The 18,666-nt window shown below is 72.8% G+C and carries 16 protein-coding genes; 1 reads left to right on the top strand and 15 read right to left on the bottom strand.

The window, feature by feature from the left end; translation table 11 throughout:
- Window positions 1–23: 23 nt before the first annotated feature.
- The 15 genes from GGQ54_RS13415 to mraZ all read right to left on the bottom strand — a co-directional run bounded on the left by GGQ54_RS13415 (window position 24) and on the right by mraZ (window position 17,378).
- Window positions 24–827 (bottom strand): purine nucleoside phosphorylase YfiH/LACC1 family protein, encoded by an 804-nt coding sequence (locus tag GGQ54_RS13415; RefSeq protein ID WP_179445843.1) that lies wholly within the window; start codon window positions 825–827, stop codon window positions 24–26.
- 97 nt (window positions 828–924) lie between these two features.
- On the bottom strand, window positions 925–2,223 hold the full coding sequence (ftsZ, locus tag GGQ54_RS13410; protein ID WP_179445842.1) for a cell division protein FtsZ: 1,299 nt from the start codon (window positions 2,221–2,223) through the stop codon (window positions 925–927).
- 120 nt (window positions 2,224–2,343) lie between these two features.
- Entirely contained in the window at window positions 2,344–3,318 is a 975-nt protein-coding gene (locus GGQ54_RS13405) for a DMT family transporter (protein WP_179445841.1), read from the bottom strand.
- Window positions 3,315–4,031 carry an FtsQ-type POTRA domain-containing protein gene (locus GGQ54_RS13400; RefSeq protein ID WP_179445840.1) on the bottom strand — a complete coding sequence of 239 codons (717 nt, stop codon included), beginning with the start codon at window positions 4,029–4,031 and terminating at the stop codon, window positions 3,315–3,317. The genes GGQ54_RS13405 and GGQ54_RS13400 overlap by 4 nt, the downstream gene beginning before the upstream one ends.
- The gene (gene murC, locus GGQ54_RS13395; protein ID WP_179445839.1) at window positions 4,028–5,350 is read right to left on the bottom strand and encodes a UDP-N-acetylmuramate--L-alanine ligase; all 1,323 of its coding nucleotides are present in this window, start codon (window positions 5,348–5,350) and stop codon (window positions 4,028–4,030) included. Before murC ends, GGQ54_RS13400 begins: the two co-directional genes overlap by 4 nt.
- Window positions 5,347–6,468, bottom strand: coding sequence for an undecaprenyldiphospho-muramoylpentapeptide beta-N-acetylglucosaminyltransferase (gene murG, locus GGQ54_RS13390; RefSeq protein ID WP_179445838.1), 1,122 nt, complete (start codon window positions 6,466–6,468; stop codon window positions 5,347–5,349). Before murG ends, murC begins: the two co-directional genes overlap by 4 nt.
- A gap of 29 nt (window positions 6,469–6,497) precedes the next feature.
- Window positions 6,498–7,763, bottom strand: a complete 1,266-nt coding sequence (gene ftsW, locus GGQ54_RS13385) for a putative lipid II flippase FtsW (protein WP_343045963.1) — start codon at window positions 7,761–7,763, stop codon at window positions 6,498–6,500.
- A gap of 6 nt (window positions 7,764–7,769) precedes the next feature.
- Complete coding sequence (murD, locus tag GGQ54_RS13380) at window positions 7,770–9,257, bottom strand: UDP-N-acetylmuramoyl-L-alanine--D-glutamate ligase (RefSeq protein ID WP_425487406.1); 1,488 nt, start codon at window positions 9,255–9,257, stop codon at window positions 7,770–7,772.
- Window positions 9,239–10,306 carry a phospho-N-acetylmuramoyl-pentapeptide-transferase gene (gene mraY / locus GGQ54_RS13375; protein WP_179445836.1) on the bottom strand — a complete coding sequence of 356 codons (1,068 nt, stop codon included), beginning with the start codon at window positions 10,304–10,306 and terminating at the stop codon, window positions 9,239–9,241. The genes murD and mraY overlap by 19 nt, the downstream gene beginning before the upstream one ends.
- The gene (locus GGQ54_RS13370; protein WP_179445835.1) at window positions 10,303–11,784 is read right to left on the bottom strand and encodes a UDP-N-acetylmuramoyl-tripeptide--D-alanyl-D-alanine ligase; all 1,482 of its coding nucleotides are present in this window, start codon (window positions 11,782–11,784) and stop codon (window positions 10,303–10,305) included. The genes mraY and GGQ54_RS13370 overlap by 4 nt, the downstream gene beginning before the upstream one ends.
- Window positions 11,781–13,268, bottom strand: a complete 1,488-nt coding sequence (locus tag GGQ54_RS13365; RefSeq protein WP_179445834.1) for a UDP-N-acetylmuramoyl-L-alanyl-D-glutamate--2,6-diaminopimelate ligase — start codon at window positions 13,266–13,268, stop codon at window positions 11,781–11,783. The genes GGQ54_RS13370 and GGQ54_RS13365 overlap by 4 nt, the downstream gene beginning before the upstream one ends.
- Window positions 13,269–13,305: 37 nt before the next feature.
- Window positions 13,306–15,138 (bottom strand): peptidoglycan D,D-transpeptidase FtsI family protein, encoded by a 1,833-nt coding sequence (locus GGQ54_RS13360; RefSeq protein ID WP_179445833.1) that lies wholly within the window; start codon window positions 15,136–15,138, stop codon window positions 13,306–13,308.
- The gene (ftsL, locus tag GGQ54_RS13355; RefSeq protein ID WP_179445832.1) at window positions 15,135–15,791 is read right to left on the bottom strand and encodes a cell division protein FtsL; all 657 of its coding nucleotides are present in this window, start codon (window positions 15,789–15,791) and stop codon (window positions 15,135–15,137) included. Before ftsL ends, GGQ54_RS13360 begins: the two co-directional genes overlap by 4 nt.
- On the bottom strand, window positions 15,788–16,774 hold the full coding sequence (rsmH, locus tag GGQ54_RS13350) for a 16S rRNA (cytosine(1402)-N(4))-methyltransferase RsmH (protein WP_179445831.1): 987 nt from the start codon (window positions 16,772–16,774) through the stop codon (window positions 15,788–15,790). Before rsmH ends, ftsL begins: the two co-directional genes overlap by 4 nt.
- 169 nt (window positions 16,775–16,943) lie before the next feature.
- Window positions 16,944–17,378 (bottom strand): division/cell wall cluster transcriptional repressor MraZ, encoded by a 435-nt coding sequence (gene mraZ, locus GGQ54_RS13345; protein ID WP_179445830.1) that lies wholly within the window; start codon window positions 17,376–17,378, stop codon window positions 16,944–16,946.
- A gap of 323 nt (window positions 17,379–17,701) precedes the next feature.
- On the opposite strand from mraZ, the gene GGQ54_RS13340 reads away from it, so the two are divergent.
- Entirely contained in the window at window positions 17,702–18,622 is a 921-nt protein-coding gene (locus tag GGQ54_RS13340) for an AAA family ATPase (RefSeq protein ID WP_179446613.1), read from the top strand.
- The last annotated feature ends 44 nt before the right edge of the window (window positions 18,623–18,666 follow it).

The raw sequence follows: 18,666 nt of genomic DNA, 5'->3' as shown, positions 1-18,666 counted from the left end.
CTCAGCGGATATCGGGGCCGAGGTTACCGCCCGGGAGCCGCCGTGGCGGGGATTGCGCCGCCGACACGCGGGGCCAACCAGACCAGTGCGCCGAGACTGCCCATCCGCGCCCCGTCGCGTCGATAGGAGTGCAGGAGCGGGTCCTCGCGGGTGCAGGCCGCCACCTGCTCGACCCGGCAGCCCAGGCCGAGCAGTTGCTGGCGTGCCGCGCCGGGCAGGTCCAGCGCGGGGGTGCCCCAACTGGTCGTGGCGGCGGCTCCCGGCAGGCCGGCGGCCACGGCATCGCGCATCTCCCCCGGCACCTCGTAGCACGAACCGCAGATCGCGGGGCCGATGACGGCGGTCGGCGCGGTGGCGCCCAGCGCGGCGAGCGCCTCCACCGTCCGGGTCAGTACGCCGGCGGCGAGGCCGACCCGGCCCGCATGGGCGACACCGACCGCGCGGGCGGTCTCGTCGACGAAGATCACGGGCAGGCAGTCCGCGGTCCGGATCAGCAGTGCCACGCCGGGCCGGTCGGTGACCAGCGCGTCGGCCTGTGGCGACGCCGGCTGGCCGGGCACAGCGCTGCCGAGCCAGGCATCGGCCGACCAGCCGGACAGCGCCGCGTCGTCGATGGTCAGCACGTCGGTGCCATGTACCTGCCAGGGGGTGTAGAGCCGCTCGACCCCGATCGCGGCGAGAACGGCGCGGCCGTCTCGGCGTACCGTCTCCACACCGTGGGTCGCCGCGCCGCCGAGGGTGAGTCCCACGGGACCGCTGCCGCCCACCCGGTCGGTGAAGGCGTAGCCCGGGCCGCCGGGCCCGGCGGGGCGATGCAACCGGAACATGTCAGCGCGTCCGGGCCGCTCGAACGGATCGCGTCATCTCGGGCCGCGGGTCACTCGGGGCGCCCGGTCCGGAAGCCCGTCACTTCAAGAAGCCTGGTCACTTCAGGAAGTCGGGCACGTCCAGGTCGTCGTCGCCGGCCGGGGGGCGGCCGCTCAACGGTCCGGGCGGAGTGCTGCCCGGGCGGGTCGGCTGCCGGTCGGGGCGGTCCCCGGACGGGGAGGTTCCGCCGGCCGGCACGCCACCACTCGGCTGGCCCGGGCGCGATTCGCCCGCACTCGACGGGCCCGCACTCGATGGGCCCGCACCGGATGGGCCAGCCCCCGAGGGTCCGACACCGGGCCGGCCGGCACCCTCGGCCGCGGACTCTCCGCCCGCCGGGCCGCCGGTCGTCACCTGCTCGGGGCGGCGGCTGCGCTGTTCGACTCCCGGCTGGCGCCGCGGCGGCGCGCCGCCCTCGAAGCCGGCCGCGATCACCGTGACGCGCACCTCGTCGCCGAGTGCGTCGTCGATCACGGTGCCGAAGATGATGTTGGCCTCGTCGTGGGCGGAGGCCTGGATCAGGTTGGCGGCCGAGGAAACCTCGAACAGGCCCATGTCGGAACCGCCCGCGATGGACAGCAACACGCCGTGGGCGCCGTCGATGCTCGCCTCCAGCAGCGGCGAGGAGACCGCCATCTCGGCGGCCGCGCGGGCGCGGTCCTCGCCGCGGGCAGAACCGATGCCCATCAGCGCGGAGCCCGCATTCGACATCACGGACTTCACGTCGGCGAAGTCCAGGTTGATCAGGCCGGGGGTGGTGATCAGGTCGGTGATCCCGGAGACGCCCTGCATCAACACCTGGTCGGCCTGCTTGAAGGCATCCAGGATCGCGACCTGGTGGTCGGTCATCTCCAACAGCTTGTCGTTGGGGATGACGATCAGGGTGTCGACCTCCTCGCGGAGCTTCGCGATGCCCTCCTCGGCCTGCACCTGACGCCGCCGGCCCTCGAAGCCGAACGGCCGGGTCACCACGCCGATGGTCAGCGCGCCGAGCGCCCGCGCGACGCGGGCCACCACCGGCGCGCCGCCGGTGCCGGTCCCGCCGCCCTCACCGGCGGTGACGAAGACCATGTCGGCGCCCTTCAGCACTTCCTCGATCTCGTCGGCATGGTCCTCGGCGGCCTGGCGGCCCTTGTCCGGGTCCGCGCCGGCGCCCAGGCCTCGGGTCAGGTCGCGGCCGACATCGAGCTTGACGTCGGCATCGCTCATCAGCAGCGCCTGCGCGTCGGTGTTGATCGCGATGAACTCCACGCCCCGCAGGCCGGACTCGATCATCCGGTTCACCGCATTCACGCCGCCACCACCGACACCGACGACCTTGATCACGGCCAGGTAGTTGTGCGAGGGATTTGCCACGGGATTTCCTTAGGAGCCGACACGCCGGACAGGTTGCCTGACAGGCTAGAGAGCGCCGACAGGCGTGTCCAACACCGCAACCGCGAGAGTCGGGGATCGGCCTCAACCTCTAGTTGACCCTCAGACCGAGGGTCGTCGACCCCGTGGCCACAGGCTCGGGATGGCCGTGATCGCCACCGCGAGCACGGTGAGCACCGCGCTGCCGATGGTGGCGAAGGTGACCACATGATCACCCGCGGGCAGCAAGACGTCCACCAGCAGCGAGCCGAGCACCTGGCCGGCGACCGCGCCGAGCGACAGCAGCAACACCCCGAGCTGGTGCACCAGCACGGAGGAGGCGGCGATGTAGACCACGCCGATCGCCCCGCCGAGGTACGCCCAGCCGGGCGCGACACCCGGCCGCGGCAGCCCGGCCGTCGCGGCGTGCACGGCGAAGGCCAGGCCGAGCAGCAGCGTGCCGACGCCGAAATTGCCGACCGTCGCCACCAGCGCCGAATCGGCGGCCCGGCGTACCCGCCCGTTGGCGGCCTGTTGCCAGCCCATCGCGATGCCGATCGCGATCGGTACGGCCATCGCCAGCCACGGGGCGGCGGCCGACGTCCCTGCGGACGCCCCCCAGATCACGGCGACGACCATCGCCGCGCCGCCCAGCACCCGGGTCGGCGTCACCGGCCGCGGGCCGCCGGGCCCGATGCCCCAACGATCGATGAGGATCCCGCCGATGCTCTGCCCGGCCACGGTGCCGACGGTGAACAGCGCGACGCCGAGCAGCGGGCTGACGGCCGCCTGGGCCAACACGAAGCTGGCGCCGACGACTCCCCCGCCCAGCGCCCAGACCGGTAGCTCGCCCGAGCGGACCGCCGCGGGAATCCTGGCCAGTCCGCGCCTGCCCCGCCGCAGGGCCAGGCAGGCGGCGACGACGATCACCAGGCCGGTGCCGAAGGACCACAGCGCAGCGGCGAACGGGTCGGCCCAGACGCGTCCGAGTTCACCGTTGCCCCGCGTCTGCAGCGCCATCCCCATGCCGATGCAGACGGCCACCGCTACCCCGGCGACCACCCGCAGCGCCCGGAGCGGCCCAGGGCTCCGCGTCATCGCACGACCGGATTGCCCGGAGCGCTGACATCGATCGTGCGCCCCTTCTGCGACAGCAACGCGGTGGCCACCTGTGCCTTCAGCTCGGCGTCGTCGGAGGATCCGAAGAACACATCGGGGCGGCCGTCCACCACCAGGGTGATGTCGTCGCGGCTGCTCGCCCGCAACTCGCGCCCGCGGTCTCGCAACTCCGGGGTGAGCGCGCCCGCGACGCGAGCGACCGACGCCAGCAACCGCGGATCACCGCCCTGGACGGCCGCCACGGGCAGATCGTCCGGCACCTTGTCCCCGGGCGGGAAGGCCGCGCCGTCGGCGTCGACCAGCCGCGGCCCTTCTTCGGTCGCCGTGACGAGCACCGGGGTGCGTTCGGTGACGACGATCCGCACGGTGCCCGGCAGCTCGCGGCTGACGGTCGCCCGGCGCACGGCAGGCAGCGCGGCGACCCGCTCGCCGATCACGGACTCCGACACCCGGACCAGCGGGGTGCCCTGCGGGATGGCGGCCGCCTCCCCCACCTGAGCGGGGGTGAGCACACTGGTCCCCTCGACCGTGACCTGGCGTACCACCAGCGCCGGTGAGAAGCCGACGACATAGCCGAGTACGCCGACCACCAGCAGGACCGCGGCGATGATCACGACCCGCCGGGCCCGGCCGCGGGCGCGCCGGCGGCGGCGCTCGTCGCGATAGGAGTCGAAACGGGTCGCGGTGCTCACCGACGCAGCTCCGCGACGATCGGCGCGGCCAGTTCGGTGACGTCCCCGGCGCCGAGGGTGAGCACCAGGTCGCCGGGGCCGGCCAGCTCGCGGATCCGGGCCGCGACGGCCGCACGCGAGACCAGTTCCGAACCGGGCAGCCGCTCGCCGATCAGCGCCGAGGTGACGCCGGGGATCGGTTCCTCGCGGGCCGGGTAGATGTCCAGCAGCAACACGTGATCGGCACCGGCCAGCGCCTCGGCGAACCCGGCGGCCTGGTCGCGGGTCCGGCTGTACAGGTGCGGCTGGAAGACCGCGATCACCTTCCGGGGCCCGGTCTCGCGGGCGGCGGCGAGCGTCGCCGCAACCTCGGTCGGGTGATGGGCGTAGTCGTCGACCACGCGGATCCCGCCGGCCTCGCCCGCCGACTGGAAACGCCGGGCAGTGCCGCTGAAGGCCTCCAGGCCGGCCAACCGATCGCCCAGCCCCAGCTCGCCGAGCACGGCGGCGGCGGCGGTGGCGTTCGCCCGGTTGTGCGCGCCGGGGACGGCCAGCTCCAGACGGACCGTCGCGAACTCGGCCCCCGGCGCGTCGCCGTAGCCGATCACCCGCGGCCCCCCGGCGGCTCGGGCCCGACCCGCGAGGGCGGCCGCGCCGGGGTCGTCGGCGCCGGCGATCAGCACCCGGGCAGGCGCCGCGAAGGCATCGAAGCCCGCCACATAAGCCGCGGGATCGCCCCAGTTGTCCAGATGGTCGGCCTCGACATTGGTCACGACGGCGATGTCGCGGGGCAGTTGCAGGAAGGACGCGTCGCTCTCGTCGGCCTCGGCGACGAACGGCGCGCCGGGATCGCCGAGATCGGCGCTCACCCCGGTCGCCGCGAGCGGCGCGCCGGTGACATAGCCCGGCCGGACGCCGGCGCCGAGCAGCCCGGCGACGATCATCGCCGACGTGGTCGTCTTGCCGTGCGTGCCGCCGACCGCGATCGATGGCCGCCCCCGCATCAGCGCGCCCAACGCCGCGGACCGGTGCAGCACCCGCAGGCCGCGCCGACGGGCCTCGACCAGCTCGGGGTTGTCGTCGCGGATCGCGGTCGAGACCACGACGGTGCGGGCGTCGCCGAGTTGGGCGGCGTCGTGGCCGACGTGGGTACGGATGCCGCGCAGCCCGCGCAGCGTGGCCGAGTCCGTCCGGTCGCTGCCGCTGACGGGTACGCCGAGATCGGCGAAGGCCTGCGCGATGCCCGACATCCCGGAGCCGCCGACGGCAATGAAGTGCACCGGTCCGAGGTCGGCAGGAGAGGGCAGCGCCGCCAGGTCGATGGGCTCGATCAGCGTCATCGGCGAGCCGCCGCGAGAGCGCGCTGGGCGAGCACCCGCGCCGCGTCTCCCGGCGTACCCGATCGCGCGGCAGCAGACATGTGATCGAGCACCGCCGGATCGGTGACCATGTCGATCACCTCCGCCTGGATCCAGGTGCTGGTGAAGGCGGAGTCGGCGACCAGGCGGGCACCGCCCGCGCGAACCAGTTCCTCGGCATTGCGTACCTGCTCGCCGTTTCCGTGCGGGAACGGCACCAGGACGGTCGGCAGCCCGACCACACCCGTCTCGACGACGGTCCCGGCGCCGGATCGACCGATCATCAGATCCGCGGCGGCATAGGCATCCTGCATCCGGTCGACATAGCCGACCGGGTGATAGCCCGCGCCGGTGTCGGGATCGGTCACCTGGAGATGCTCCTCGGTGAGCTTGTCGGGGCCGAGCACGTGCAGCACCTGGACGCCGGCGGCGAGCAGCGCGTCGCGGGCACCGAGCACCGCGGTGTTGATGCTCGCCGCGCCCTGCGATCCGCCGCTGACCAGCAGCACCGGCAGATCGTCGCGCAGCCCGAAGTGGGCGCGGGCCGCCGGCCGCGCGGCTGCCCGGTCCAGGTCCGCAATCTCGCGCCGCAGCGGGAGCCCGATCGTCTCGGCGCCCGGCAGCGGGGTGTCGGGGAAGGTGGTGAGGGTGGCCTCGGCGAAGCGGGCCCCGATCTTGTTGGCGATGCCCGGCACCGCATTCTGCTCGTGCACCAGGATCGGCAGCCGAAGCTGCCGGGCGGCCAGATAGACCGGCGTCGAGACATAGCCGCCGAAACCGACCACCGCGTCGGCGCCGAGCCGGCGCAGCGTCTGCTTCGCCCCGCGCACCCAGCCGAGCAGGTCCAGCGGCAGCCGGAACAGGTCGGCGCCCACCGAGCGCGGCAGCGGGCCGGCGTCGATCAGCTCCAGGTCGATCCCGGCATCGGGCACCACCCGGACCTCCAGCCCGCGCGTCGTGCCGAGCGCCGTCACCGCCACGTCGGGGTGTTCGCGCAACTGCTCGGCGGTCGCGATCAGCGGCGACGTGTGACCGGCCGTGCCGCCGCCGGCCAGCACGATGTGGGACCTGCCCGACCGTGGGGTGGGGTTGCTCGCCATCTCGGCCCTGTCTCCTCTCCGGCGCCGGCTCAGCGCCGGCCGCCCACCAATGTCGTCACCCGGGGCCGCCGCGGGCCGCGGCGCGCCTCCCGGAGCGCTCGGGCGCCGGGCTCGTTGCGGGCGCAGGCCACCAGTACGCCGAGTGCGCACAGATTGGCCAGCAGTGCAGACCCACCGTAGGACACCATCGGCAAGGGCACGCCGAGGACCGGGAGCAGCCGCAGCACGACGCCGAGGTTGATCAGCGCCTGCACGCTGAACCAGGCGGTGACCCCGGTGGCGGCGTACCGGCAGAAATCGATGTCGCTGCGGATCGCGATCCGCAGCCCGGCGTAGGTGAGCACGGCGAACAGGGCCAGCACCACCAGCCCCCCGAGCAGCCCCAGCTCCTCGGCGATGACGGCGAAGATGAAGTCGTTGTGGGCCTCGGGCAGGCTCCCCCACTTCTGCCGGCTGCCGCCGATCCCGGTGCCCCACCAACTGCCGGAGGCGATGGCATACAGCGCCATCGTCGACTGCATGTTGGCCCCGTCGAGACCCTCGGCGGGATTGAAGAAGGCGCTGAACCGCCGCATCCGGTCCGCCGACAACAGCGTCATCGGGATCACGGCGGCCACCGCCGCGGCGGCCATCGCGAGCATCAGGCGCATCGGCGTACCGACCCCCCACAACATCACGGCGATGATCGCGATCATGATCATCGCGGTGCCGAGGTCGCCCTGGAAGACGACGAGCCCCAGCAGCAGCAGCGCCGCCGGCAGGAAGGGCACCAGCAGGTGTCGTGGCTGGTCCAGCAGCCGACGCTTGCGGCAGAACACGTCCGCGCCCCAGACGATCAGCGCCAGCTTGGCGAACTCCGAGGGCTGGATCCGGAACAGGTCGATGCCGAGGCTGAGCCAGTTCCGGTTGCCGTTCACCGTCACCCCCAACGGGGTGTAGGTGAGGATCAGCAACAAGAACGCCAGGCCCATCCCGATCCAGCCGACGATCCGCAGCTTCGCGATCGGCAGCCGGGCCAGCACGAAGGCCGCGAGCAGGCCGACGACCAGGAAGAACGCCTGACGCTTGAGGAAATAGAACGCATCGTCGTACCGGTTGGCGGCATAGACGCTGGAGGCGGACAGCACCATCATCACGCCGAGGCCGATCAGCAGCGCCGAGGAGGCGAGCACCAGGTGCAGGCTGGCCTGCGGGTGTTGCAGCAGTACGCCGAGCTGGGAGCGCAGGTCGCCGCGCCTGCCGTCGGCCGTCCGGGGATCGCGTTGATCTTGATCGGGGAAGTGATCGATCGCCACGCCGCTCTACTCCTTCGCGCCTGGCCGGGTCTGCGCCGGCGGGTCGGTCCCGAGCACCGCTGCGGCGAAGTCGTCGCCTCGCGCGGCATAGTCGGGCCAGATGTCCAAGCTGGCGCAGCCGGGGCTCAGTGCCACCACGTCACCGGGCTGCGCGAGGGTCCGCGCGGCCGCCACCGCCTGCGCCATGGCTCCACTATCGGCCCGCGCGACCTCGATCACGGGGAGTTCGGGTGCGTGTCGGGCCAGCGCCTCGGCGATCACCGCGCGGTCGACGCCGAGCAGCACCGCCCCCCGCAGCCGATTGGCGTGCCTGGCGACCAGGTCGTCGAAGGGCGCACCCTTGGCCTGCCCGCCGGCGATCCAGACCACCCGGTCGAATGCCGACAACGCGGCATCGACCGCATGCGGATTGGTCGCCTTGGAGTCATCGATCCACCGGACGCCGTCCAGCTCCGCGACGGTCGCCAACCGGTGCGGGGGCGCGGCATGCGCGCGCAGTCCGTCGCGGACGGCACGCGGCGCGACGCCGAACGAGCGGGCGAGCGCGGCCGCGGCCAGCGCGTCGGCGACATTGTGCGGGCCGGACGGGCTGACATCGGACACGGAAGCGAGCTCGACCGCCGAGCTGCGGCGCTCGCGGATGAACGCGCGGTCGACCAGCAGGTCGTCGACGACACCGACCATGCTCGGGGCCGGCACGCCGAGGGTGAACCCGATCGCCCGGGCCCCCTCGGTGACCTCGGCCTCCTCCACCATCCGTTCGGTCGCGCGATCCGCGACGTTGTAGACGCAGGCGTCGGTGACGCCGGCATAGATCCGGGCCTTGTCGGCGGCGTAGGCGTCGGCACCGCCGTGCCAGTCCAGGTGGTCGGGCTGCAGGTTCAGCACCGCCGCGGAGTGCACGGCCATCGTGGTCGTCCAGTGCAACTGGAAGCTCGACAGCTCGACGGCCAGCACGTCCAGCGGCTCGGGATCGAGCACCGTCTCGGTGATCGGCCGCTCCAGGTTGCCGACGGCCGCCGTCCGCAGTCCCCCGGCCCGCAGCATCGCAGCGAGCATCAGGGTGGCCGTGGTCTTGCCGTTGGTCCCGGTGATCGCCAGCCACGGCACCTCCGACAGCCGCCATGCGAGTTCGGTCTCGCCCCAGACGGGTACGCCCGCGCGCGCGGCCGCGACGGGCAGCGCGGCGCCGGGCCGCCAACCGGGCGAGACGATCAGCAGGTCGGTGCCCGCCGGCAGGGCGGCGCTCGCGCCGGGGCCGATCCGGACGCTCGCGCCGAGCACCTCGAGCAGCGTGCCGCGCTCCCGATTGTCGGCATCGTCGCGTTCGTCCAGCACGGTGACCGTCGCACCGAGCTCGAGCAGCGCGTCCGCGGCGGCGAATCCGGACCGGCCGATCCCGGCGACGGTGACCCGGGCGCTCGCCCAGGGCGCGTCCCGGCCGCGCCAGGCCGCGACGTCCGGGTGGTCCCGGCTCACAACCAGGCCACCCACTCGCCGTAGAACAGCCCCAGGCCGAGGGCGGCACAGATCCCCGCGATGATCCAGAACCTGATGACGATGGTCACCTCGGCCCAGCCGAGCAGCTCCAGGTGGTGGTGCAGGGGTGCCATCTTGAACAGTCGCTTGCCGCCGGTGGCCTTGAAGTAGCCGACCTGCAGGATGACCGACATGGTGACCACCACGAACAGGCCGCCGAGGATGATCAGCAGCAGCTCGGTGCGGGTGAAGATCGCGATCCCGGCCAGCGCCGCACCCAGCGAGAGCGAACCGGAGTCGCCCATGATGATCTTCGCCGGCTTCGCGTTCCACCACAAGAAGCCGAAGCAGGCCCCGGCGAGGGCGATCGAGACCATGGCGAGGTCGAGCGGATCGCGTACCTCGTAACAACCCGGGCCGACCGAGCGGATGGATCCGCAGGACTGGTTGGACTGCCAGATGTTGACCAGCGTGTAGGAGGCGAAGACCATCGCGCAGGCGCCGGTGGCCAGGCCGTCCAGGCCGTCGGTGAGGTTGACCGCGTTCGAGGTTCCCGCGATCAGCAACATGATCCAGGCCACGATCAGCACGGCCGGCAGCGGCGGACCGATGTCGCGGAGGAAGGACAGCGCCTGGGAGGCCGGGGTGACGCCCCGCTCGTCGGGCAGGCTGAGCGCCAGGACGGCGAAGGAGATCCCGACGATGCCCTGCCCGATCAGCTTGGCTTTGGCATTCAGCCCGAGGCTGCGCTGTTTGCTGATCTTGGTCCAGTCGTCGAGGAATCCGACGATGCCCATGCCGACGAACAGCCAGAGGATCAGCAGTCCGGAGACGCTCGGCATCGACCAGGTGATCAGGTGCGCGCCGAAGAAGCCGAGCAGCACCGCGATGATGATCACCAGACCACCCATGGTCGGCGTACCGCGCTTGGTGTGGTGACTGGTCGGCCCGTCGTCGCGGATGAACTGGCCGTAGCCGTGTTCGGTGAAGTAGCCGATGGCCAGCCGCGTACCGAGCAGGGTGACGATCATCGAAATGCCGCCGGACAGCAGGATCGCCCTCATCGGCGCTCCCCCCGCGACTCGCCCTCGCCGAGTCGCGCGGCCAGCGCGGCGGCCAGTTCCTCCAGTGCCTGGGCGCGAGAGGCCTTGACCAGAACCGTGTCGCCGGGCTGCAGCATGTTCGCGAGTTCTCCTGCCACCTTGGTCCTGTCGTCGCTGCCCAGCACCGTAACGGTCCGGACGTTGGGTACGCCCGCCTGCTCGGCGGCCCCGGCCGCGGCCTCGGCGTACTCGCCGACCGCGATCAGCAGGTCCACCTCGAGCGCGCCGGCCGCCCGGCCCAGCGCCTCGTGCTCCGAGCGCGCCGTCGCCCCGAGTTCCAACATGTCACCCAGGACAGCGATCGCGCGGCCCTGGCCGGTGGCGGCGCGGCGGCGCCGGGCGATGTGGGCGAGGGACTCCAGGGCGGCGAGCATCGAGTCCGGGTTGGCGTTGTAGGCGTCGTTGATCAACAGCGCCTCACCCCCCGGCACCGCGAGGGTGCTCAGCTCCATCCGCCAGGCCGAGCGGGGTCGGGCGGCGCCCAGCCGTTCCGCGACGCGCGGCAGCGCCTCGGCGCCGAGTTCGACGAGCGCGGCGGTCGCGGCGGCGAGCGCGTTCGCGATCTGGTGACGGCCCGGGGTCGCCAGCCGGACGGGGGCGCTGGCGAGCGCGCCGCCGGATTCGGCGTGCAGCACGAATCCGTGCCGGTCGAGTTCGTCGGCATCGGGGTCGCTGGCCCAGACCCGCAGCTCGCCGGGCAGGTCGGGACGGCTGCCCACCGCCCACCAGGCGATCCGTCCCGCGGTCCGCGCGGCCATCGCGGCGACCCGGACGTCGGTGGCATTCAGCACCGCCCAGCCGTCGGGCGACAGCGCCTCGACCAGCTCGCCCTTCGCGCGGGCGATCGCCTCCCGGTCGCCGAACTCGCCGAGGTGGGCCTGGCCCACGTTCAGCACGATCGCGACATCGGGCGGGGTGAGCCCGCACAGATAGGCGATGTGCCCCTCGCCACGCGCGCCCATCTCGCTGATCAGCCAGCGGGTGTCGGGCTCGACGCGGGTCGCGGTCAACGGCAGGCCGTACTCGTTGTTGTAGGACCCCACCGGGGCCACGGTCGGCCCCTCGGCCTCCAGCAGTTGGGCGAGCACGTCCTTGGTCGTCGTCTTGCCCTGGGAGCCGGTGATCGCGAGCACCCGTGCGTCGGTGCGCCGAAGGACGTCGCGACCGAGCAGGCCCAGCGCGGCAACTGTGTCGCCGACGACCACCTCGGGAAGCTCACCGGTCGGCCGGCTGACCAGGGCGGCGGCCGCGCCTCCCGCGGCGGCGGCGGCGGCGAAATCGTGGCCGTCGACCTTGCTGCCCGGCACGGCGACGAACAGCGCGCCGGGGGTTGCGCGCCGGGAATCGATGACCACATCGGGGCCCACCGGGGTGTCGGGATCGCCGGCGAGGCGACCGTTGACGGCGCGGGCGAGCTCGTCGAGGCGCAGTGATCTCATCCGCGCTCCCCGGCGAGTCCGGCCCAGGTGCGGGTGACCACCTCGGCGTCGTCGAAGGGCAGGATCTCCCCCGCGATCTCCTGGCCGCGCTCGTGCCCCTTGCCGAGGATCGCGACAACGTCGCCGGGGGCGGCGAGCGTCAGAGCCTCGGCGATCGCGTCGGCCCGCCCGCCGGCATCGCGGACCACGGTGTCCGGTCCGGCCGCGGCGCGGGCCCCGGCCAGCGCGGCGGCCCGGATGGCCGCCGGATCCTCGGTGCGCGGATTGTCATCGGTGACCAGGACCACGGCGGCGCGGCGCGCCGCCGCGGCGCCCATCGGCTCCCGCTTGGCGCGGTCGCGGTCCCCACCGCAGCCGAACACGGCGATCACCCGCTGCCCCCGCTCGCCCGCGGCCGCCAGCGCCGCGTCGATGGCCTGCGGGGTGTGGGCGAAGTCGACATAGACCTCGGGGGCGTCGCCATCGAGCCAGATCCGCTGCATCCGACCGGGCACCGTCGCATCGGCGAGCCCGCGCGCGGCCGTGGCGGCGTCCAGGCCGGCGGCGCGCAGCATCGCCAGGGCGGTCAGGGCATTGGTGATGTTGTAGGCGCCCGGCAGCGCGAGCGCGAAGTCGAGCTGGCCGTCCGGGGTCGCCGCGTTGACCTCGGTCCGCCCGGCGGCGTCGGCGCCGGTCCGCAGCACGCGGAAATCCGCGTCCTCCGCGCCCACCGTGAGGAGCGGCAACTCGCCGGCGGCCCGGATCGTCCCGGCCAGCCGGCGGCCCCACTCGTCGGTGGTCACGATGGCCGCCGCAGCCACGTGCTCCGGCGTGAACAGTGACGCCTTCGCCGCGAAGTACTCCTCCATGTCGGCGTGGAAGTCCAGGTGGTCGCGGCCCAGGTTGGTGAAGCCGGCCGCGGCGAACCGCGCGCCAGCGGTGCGGCGGTACGCCATGGCGATGCTCGACACCTCCATCACCACCCGGTCGGCTCCCTGGTCGGCCATGGCCGCCAACAGCGCGTGCAGATCGGGCGACTCCGGCGTCGTCACGGTGGTCCGGGCCCGGTCCAGTCCCCGGCCGTCGACGGCGAAGCCGTTGGTGCCGATGATGCCCACGCTGTGGCCCAGCGCGCGCAGGCCGGCCTCGACGAGATGGGCGGTGGTGGTCTTGCCGTTGGTGCCGGTGACGGCGAAGAGCCCGAGCCGCGCTGCCGGGTCCCCGTACACCGCGGCGGCGAGCGGGCCCATCGCGGCCCGGGGATCGGGCACCTCGACGACGGGCACCCCGACGTCGCCGGCCAGCGCGACACCCTCGGCGTCGGTCAACACGGCGACCGCCCCGGCTGCGGCGGCCTGGGCGGCGTAGCGGGCGCCGTGGGTGCTCGATCCGGGCAGCGCGACGTACACATCGCCCGGCCCGACCAGCCGCGAGTCCAGGCCGACCCCGCTCGCGGCGGGCAGGCCGTCCGGGACGCGCGGATCGCGATCGGCGGGCTGAGGCACAGCCTGGACGGTACTCACCGCTGCCGCTCCGGCCAACTCACCATTCGATGTCGGGATAGTCGACCTCGCGCTTCACCGGCGGGATCCCGTAGTGGGGCAACGCGTACTTCATGATGTCGACGAAGACCGGTCCGGCGTCGCTGGTGCCAGAACCTCGCCCGTCCTGCAGCACGACGTAGGTGAGCAGGGTCGGGTCCTGGGCGGGTGCGACGCCGACGAACGAGGTGGTGAAGGAGTCATAGCGCCCGGTCTTGGTGTTGAACTTCTGCGCCGTGCCCGTCTTGCCCGCGGTGGCGTACCCCGGAATCTCCAGGTTGCCCACACCCGTGTGCACGACCGAGCCCATCATCGACACGATCTGCTTCGAGGTTTCCTCCGAAACCACCCGGCGCGGCTGGCCGCGGTCGATCGGCACATCGCGACCATCCGGTCCGGTCGCCGACCTGATCAGGGTCGGGCTGTTGTAGACACCGCCGTTGACGATGCCGGCGACCGCCGCCGCCATCTGGATCGTGGTCGTGGAGTACGCCTGACCGAACGCGACCCGGTCGCTGGTCGCGCGCTTGCCGAAGGCGTCCTCGGCGGGCAGCGAGCCGGTCCCCTCGCCCGGCAGCTCGATCCCGGTGCGCCGGCCGATGCCGAAGTCGGCCAGGTACTTGCGGAGCACGCCCTCCTCCATCTGGCGCGAGATCAGCATCATGCCGAGATTGGACGACTTCACGAGTACGCCGCGCGCGGTCAGGTTGATCGTGCCGTGCTCGAAGTGATCGGTCACCCTCGATCCGCCCGACCGCAGGCTCGGCGGGATGATCAGCCTCGACTCCGAGGACACCGTGCCGCTGTCGATGGCGGCCGCCATGGTCAGCACCTTGCCGGTGGATCCGGGCTCGAAGGCGAAGTTGTTCGCCCGGTTGAACAGGTCGTCGGGGTTTGCCTCGCCCGGCCGGTTGGCGTCGAAACCCGGGGTGTTGGCCATCGCCAGCACCTCCCCGGTCTTGATGTTCATCACCACGGCCGCGCCCGAGCTCGCTCGCGTGTCGGCCATGCCCTGGGCGAGCCGGCGCTCGGTGGCGGCCTGCAGCGACGTGTCCAGGGTGAGCTGGTAGTCGATGCCGTCGACCGCCGGGACGGTGACATTGCGGCCGAGCGGGATGCGATAGCCCGAGGAGGACTCATAGGTCTCCTCGCCCGGCGTACCGGTCAGATTGTCGTTGGCCGTCATCTCGATGCCGGCCCGGCCCTCGCCCTCGGAATTGACGAAGCCGAGGACGGCCGCCGCGGTGGACTGTTCGGGGTAGAGCCGGATCGGGTCGGACTGCCGAAACACCCCGTAGATGCCGAGCTGGGTCAGCTCGTCGGCGATCTTGGCGTAGCTGGCGACCGGTACCTTGCGCGCGACGAAGGCGAACCGGGTGTTGGGCTTGGTCAGCGCCTCGCGATACTTCGCGGGTTCCGGATCGGTCAGGTGCCGCACCAAGACGTCGACGATCTCGTCGGCCCGGGTGGCCGTGAGGCTGGGATCGGCGGTGATGGCGACCGCCTCCTCGGTGGTCGCGAGCACCGTGCCGGATCGGTCCGTGATCTCGCCGCGGACGGCGGGCAGCTTGACCTTCGCGGTCAGTCGGCTCTCGTTCTTCGCCGCGTATGCCTGGGTGTCGAGCGCCTGGATCTGGATCAGCCGGCCCGCGCACAGCGAGACGACGATCGCCAGGGCGATCATCAGCACGCGCAACCGCTGCTGGGCCGAGCCGAGCGGGATCCGCAGCGGGCGCCGGCGCCGGGTTCCGCCGCGCCGGACGGGGCGCCGACCGCCGCGCGAGCGGCCGGCGGCCGGGCCGCGGCGGGTCCGCGAATCGGGGCGTCGCGTCATCGGTCTCCTCCTCGGGAATCGTCGGAGTTGCCTCGGTTGTTCGCCTCGTCGCCGCGGGCGCGGTCGCCCCGGGCATCGGTCGCGCCGTCGCGCCGCGCCTGGTCGCGGGCCCGCTCGGCCTGCTCGCGCTCGACGTCGGCCCGCCGCTGCGCCCGCGCCTTCTCCTCCGCGGCGATCCGCTTGTCGGCCTGCTCGGCCGCCTTGGCCCGCTCCTCCTGCTGGACGGTGGCGGGGTTGCGATCCAGGAATGCGCGCGGGTAGTCATCGCCCGCCGGCTTCGGTTCGCCGCTGATCTTGCCGTCCGGTAGCACCAGGAATGCCGTGTTGTCCCGAGGCCGCATGCCGAGATCGGACGCGCGCCGGGTGAGGTTGCGGGTCGAGCCCTGCTCGTCCAGCGCCGCGCGCAGCCCGGCCTCGGTGTAGGACAGGTCGCGGACCTCGGTGTTCAGCCGGTTCAGCTCGAACGCCTGGGCCTGGAGCGCGGTGTTCAGCAGCAGCAGCCCGCCCATCCCGATCCCGAGCAGGGCGGCGAGCACGGCCAGGAACGGGACCCGGGACAGCCGGCCCGCGGCCGGGCGGGCCACCGGCTCCAGCGGCGGCCGCCGGCGACCGGGGGTCGCGTCCGGCAGCAGCGTGTCGAGCAGTGCACTCATGCGGCAACCTCCTGCAGTTTCTCGACGGCACGCAGCCGGGCGGACGCGGCCCGCGGATTGCCCGCGGTCTCGTCCTCGGCCGGCTGTTCGGCGCCACGGGTGAGCAGCCGCAGGCGCGGCCGCAGTTCGGATGCGGGCACCGGCAGGTGGCGCGGCGCGTCGGCGGTGGCGCCGGCGCGGAAGACCCGCTTGACCATCCGGTCCTCCAGCGAGTGGTAGGCCAGCACCGCCAGCCGCCCGCCGGGCCGGCCGGCGGCGGGCTCGGCCAGCGCGTCGACGGCGGCGGGGAGCGCCCGCGCCAGCGCATCCAGCTCGCCGTTCACCTCGATCCGCAGCGCCTGGAAGGTCCGCTTCGCGGGATGCCCGGTACGCCGCCCGCGGCCCGGGCGACCGGCGACGGCGCCGACCAGGTCGACGAGCCGGGCCGAGGTGTCGAACGGCTCGCTGGCCCGCGCCGCGACGATCGCACGAGCGAGCGGGCGCGCGGCGGGCTCCTCGCCGTAGGCCCGCAGCAGCCGGGCGAGGTCGGCCTCGGAGTAGGTGTTCAGGATGTCGGCGGCGGTGCGCGGGTCCCGGGCATCCATCCGCATGTCCAGCGGGGCGTCGACGGCATAGGCGAACCCGCGGTCGGCGGTGTCGATCTGCAGCGAGGACAGGCCGAGGTCCATGCAGATCGCCTGCACCCGCGGCGTACCGGCCTCGGCGAGCACGTCGGCCAGTTCGTCATAGACCGCCTGCACCAGGCGTACCCGGTCACCGAACGGAGCCAGCCGATCGGCGGCGAACGCGAGCGCATCGGCGTCACGGTCGATGCCGATCAGCCGGGCGCCGGGGTTGGCACGCAGCACGGCCTCGGCATGTCCGCCGAGGCCGAGGGTGCAGTCCAGATAGACGGAATCCGGTTCGGCCAGTGCGGGCGAGAGCAGTTCGGTCATCCGCGCGAGCATCACGGGCTCGTGTTGCGGCCCCGGCTGCTGCGACATCTCGACCCTCTCGCCAACCGCGCGTCCGACGTGTGTGCTTGCGGCCGCGCCGCGAGGTCCCAACCCGGAGGGCCTCGGGAAGGTCGCCTGGCATCGGGGAAGGGATGCCAGCCGACAGGCCCACCGGGTCAAGGCCGCGCGGCGCGGTCGTGCCCGATCCGTCCCGGGGTCAGCTCGCTGGCGCCCCGGGGAGTTCCTCGTTCATGGCGGCGAAGACGGGCTCCTGCTGCCCGGCGTACGCCTCCCATGCGGCGAGGTCCCAGACCTCGACCCGATTGATGGCGCCGGCGACCACGATGTCCTTGTCCAGCCCGGCGTAGTGCCGAAGCTGCGTCGGAACCGTGATCCGGCCCTGCTTGTCCGGGACCTCGTCGCTCGCCCCCGACGCCAGCATGCGCTGGTAGTCGCGGACCTGCTTGACCGTCCCGGGCGCCTGCGCCATCTCCTGGGTCATCGCCACGAACGTCGCCATCGGGTAGATCGCCAGGCACCGTTCCTGTGCGCGGGTGATCACCAGACCTTCGGCGAGTTCGTCGCGGTACTTCGCCGGGAGGAAGAAGCGGCCCTTCTCGTCCAGCTTCGGGGTGTACGTGCCAAGGAACATCGCACCTCCCCGGGCCGCCGATCAGCTCCGCTCTCCTCCACTGCGCTCCACTGTACTCCACTTTCCTCCACTCAATGCAAGTACCGCCCCACTTCTCCCCACCGCGTGTCCGTTCGTCCGCGCGATCGCGGACCGATGAACGCGGTCGGGAGAACGGGTGGGCCGGGAATCGTTGTCCCGCCGTGACCTCACGTACAGTGGCCCGGGCGCCGACACCGGGACGGCGTCCCATTCAGCAGTCGGCACAGCACGGAGGAAACGTGAACACCACCTATGAGGCCGGGCGCGCGGCGGCGCCCCCGCTGGAGCACGTGGGCGAGGTCATGGGTCGGGTCCGCGACGCGATCGAGAGCGTCATCGAGGGCAAGAGCGAATCGGTCAATCTGGCCCTGGTGGTGCTGCTGGCCGAGGGGCACCTGCTGGTCGAGGACGTCCCCGGCGTGGGCAAGACCATGCTGGCGAAGGCGATCGGCCGCTCGATCGACAGCTCGGTACGCCGCGTGCAGTTCACCCCGGACCTGCTGCCCTCCGACATCACCGGCGTCTCGGTGTTCAACCAGGAGACCCGCGACTTCGAGTTCAAGCCCGGCGGCATCTTCGCCAACATCGTGGTCGGCGACGAGATCAACCGCGCTTCGCCGAAGACGCAGTCCGCCCTGCTGGAGTCGATGGAGGAGCGGCAGGTCTCGGTCGACGGCACGACCTACCGGCTGCAACTGCCGTTCATGGTGGTGGCCACCCAGAACCCGATCGAGATGGAGGGCACCTACCCCCTCCCCGAGGCCCAGCGCGACCGCTTCATGGCCCGCATCGAGATGGGCTACCCGACGCCGAAGTCGGAGCTGGACATGCTGGAATCGCACGGCGCCTCGGACCCGCTGCGGTCCCTGCAGCCGGTGACGGACGCGCGTACCGTGCTCGGCCTGATCCAGGCCGTCAAGGACGTCTACGTGGCGCCGGCGATCAAGGAATACATCGTCGCGGTGATCAACTCGACCCGGAACACCCCGGACCTGCGGCTCGGGGCATCGCCCCGCGCCACCTTGCAGTTGCTCCGCGCCTCGCGCGCCTATGCGGCCCTGGCCGGCCGCGACTATGTCAGCCCCGACGACATCGCCGCGTTGGCGGTGCCCGTGCTGTCCCACCGCGTCCTGCCCTCGACCGACGCGCAGTTGGCTCGTCGCGCCGTCGGCGATGTGGTCGCCGAGCGGCTCCGGTCCGTCCCGATCCCGCAGGCGAACTGACCCCAGGCCCGCCGGCCGGTCCCGCAACTCCGCAACCAGAAAGA

Origin of the sequence: Naumannella cuiyingiana, from assembly GCF_013408305.1 — a bacterium.
Lineage (GTDB): Bacteria > Actinomycetota > Actinomycetes > Propionibacteriales > Propionibacteriaceae > Naumannella > Naumannella cuiyingiana.
The sequence above is the reverse complement of the archived record's forward strand: the minus strand, read 5'-3'. Positions and strand labels throughout refer to the sequence as shown.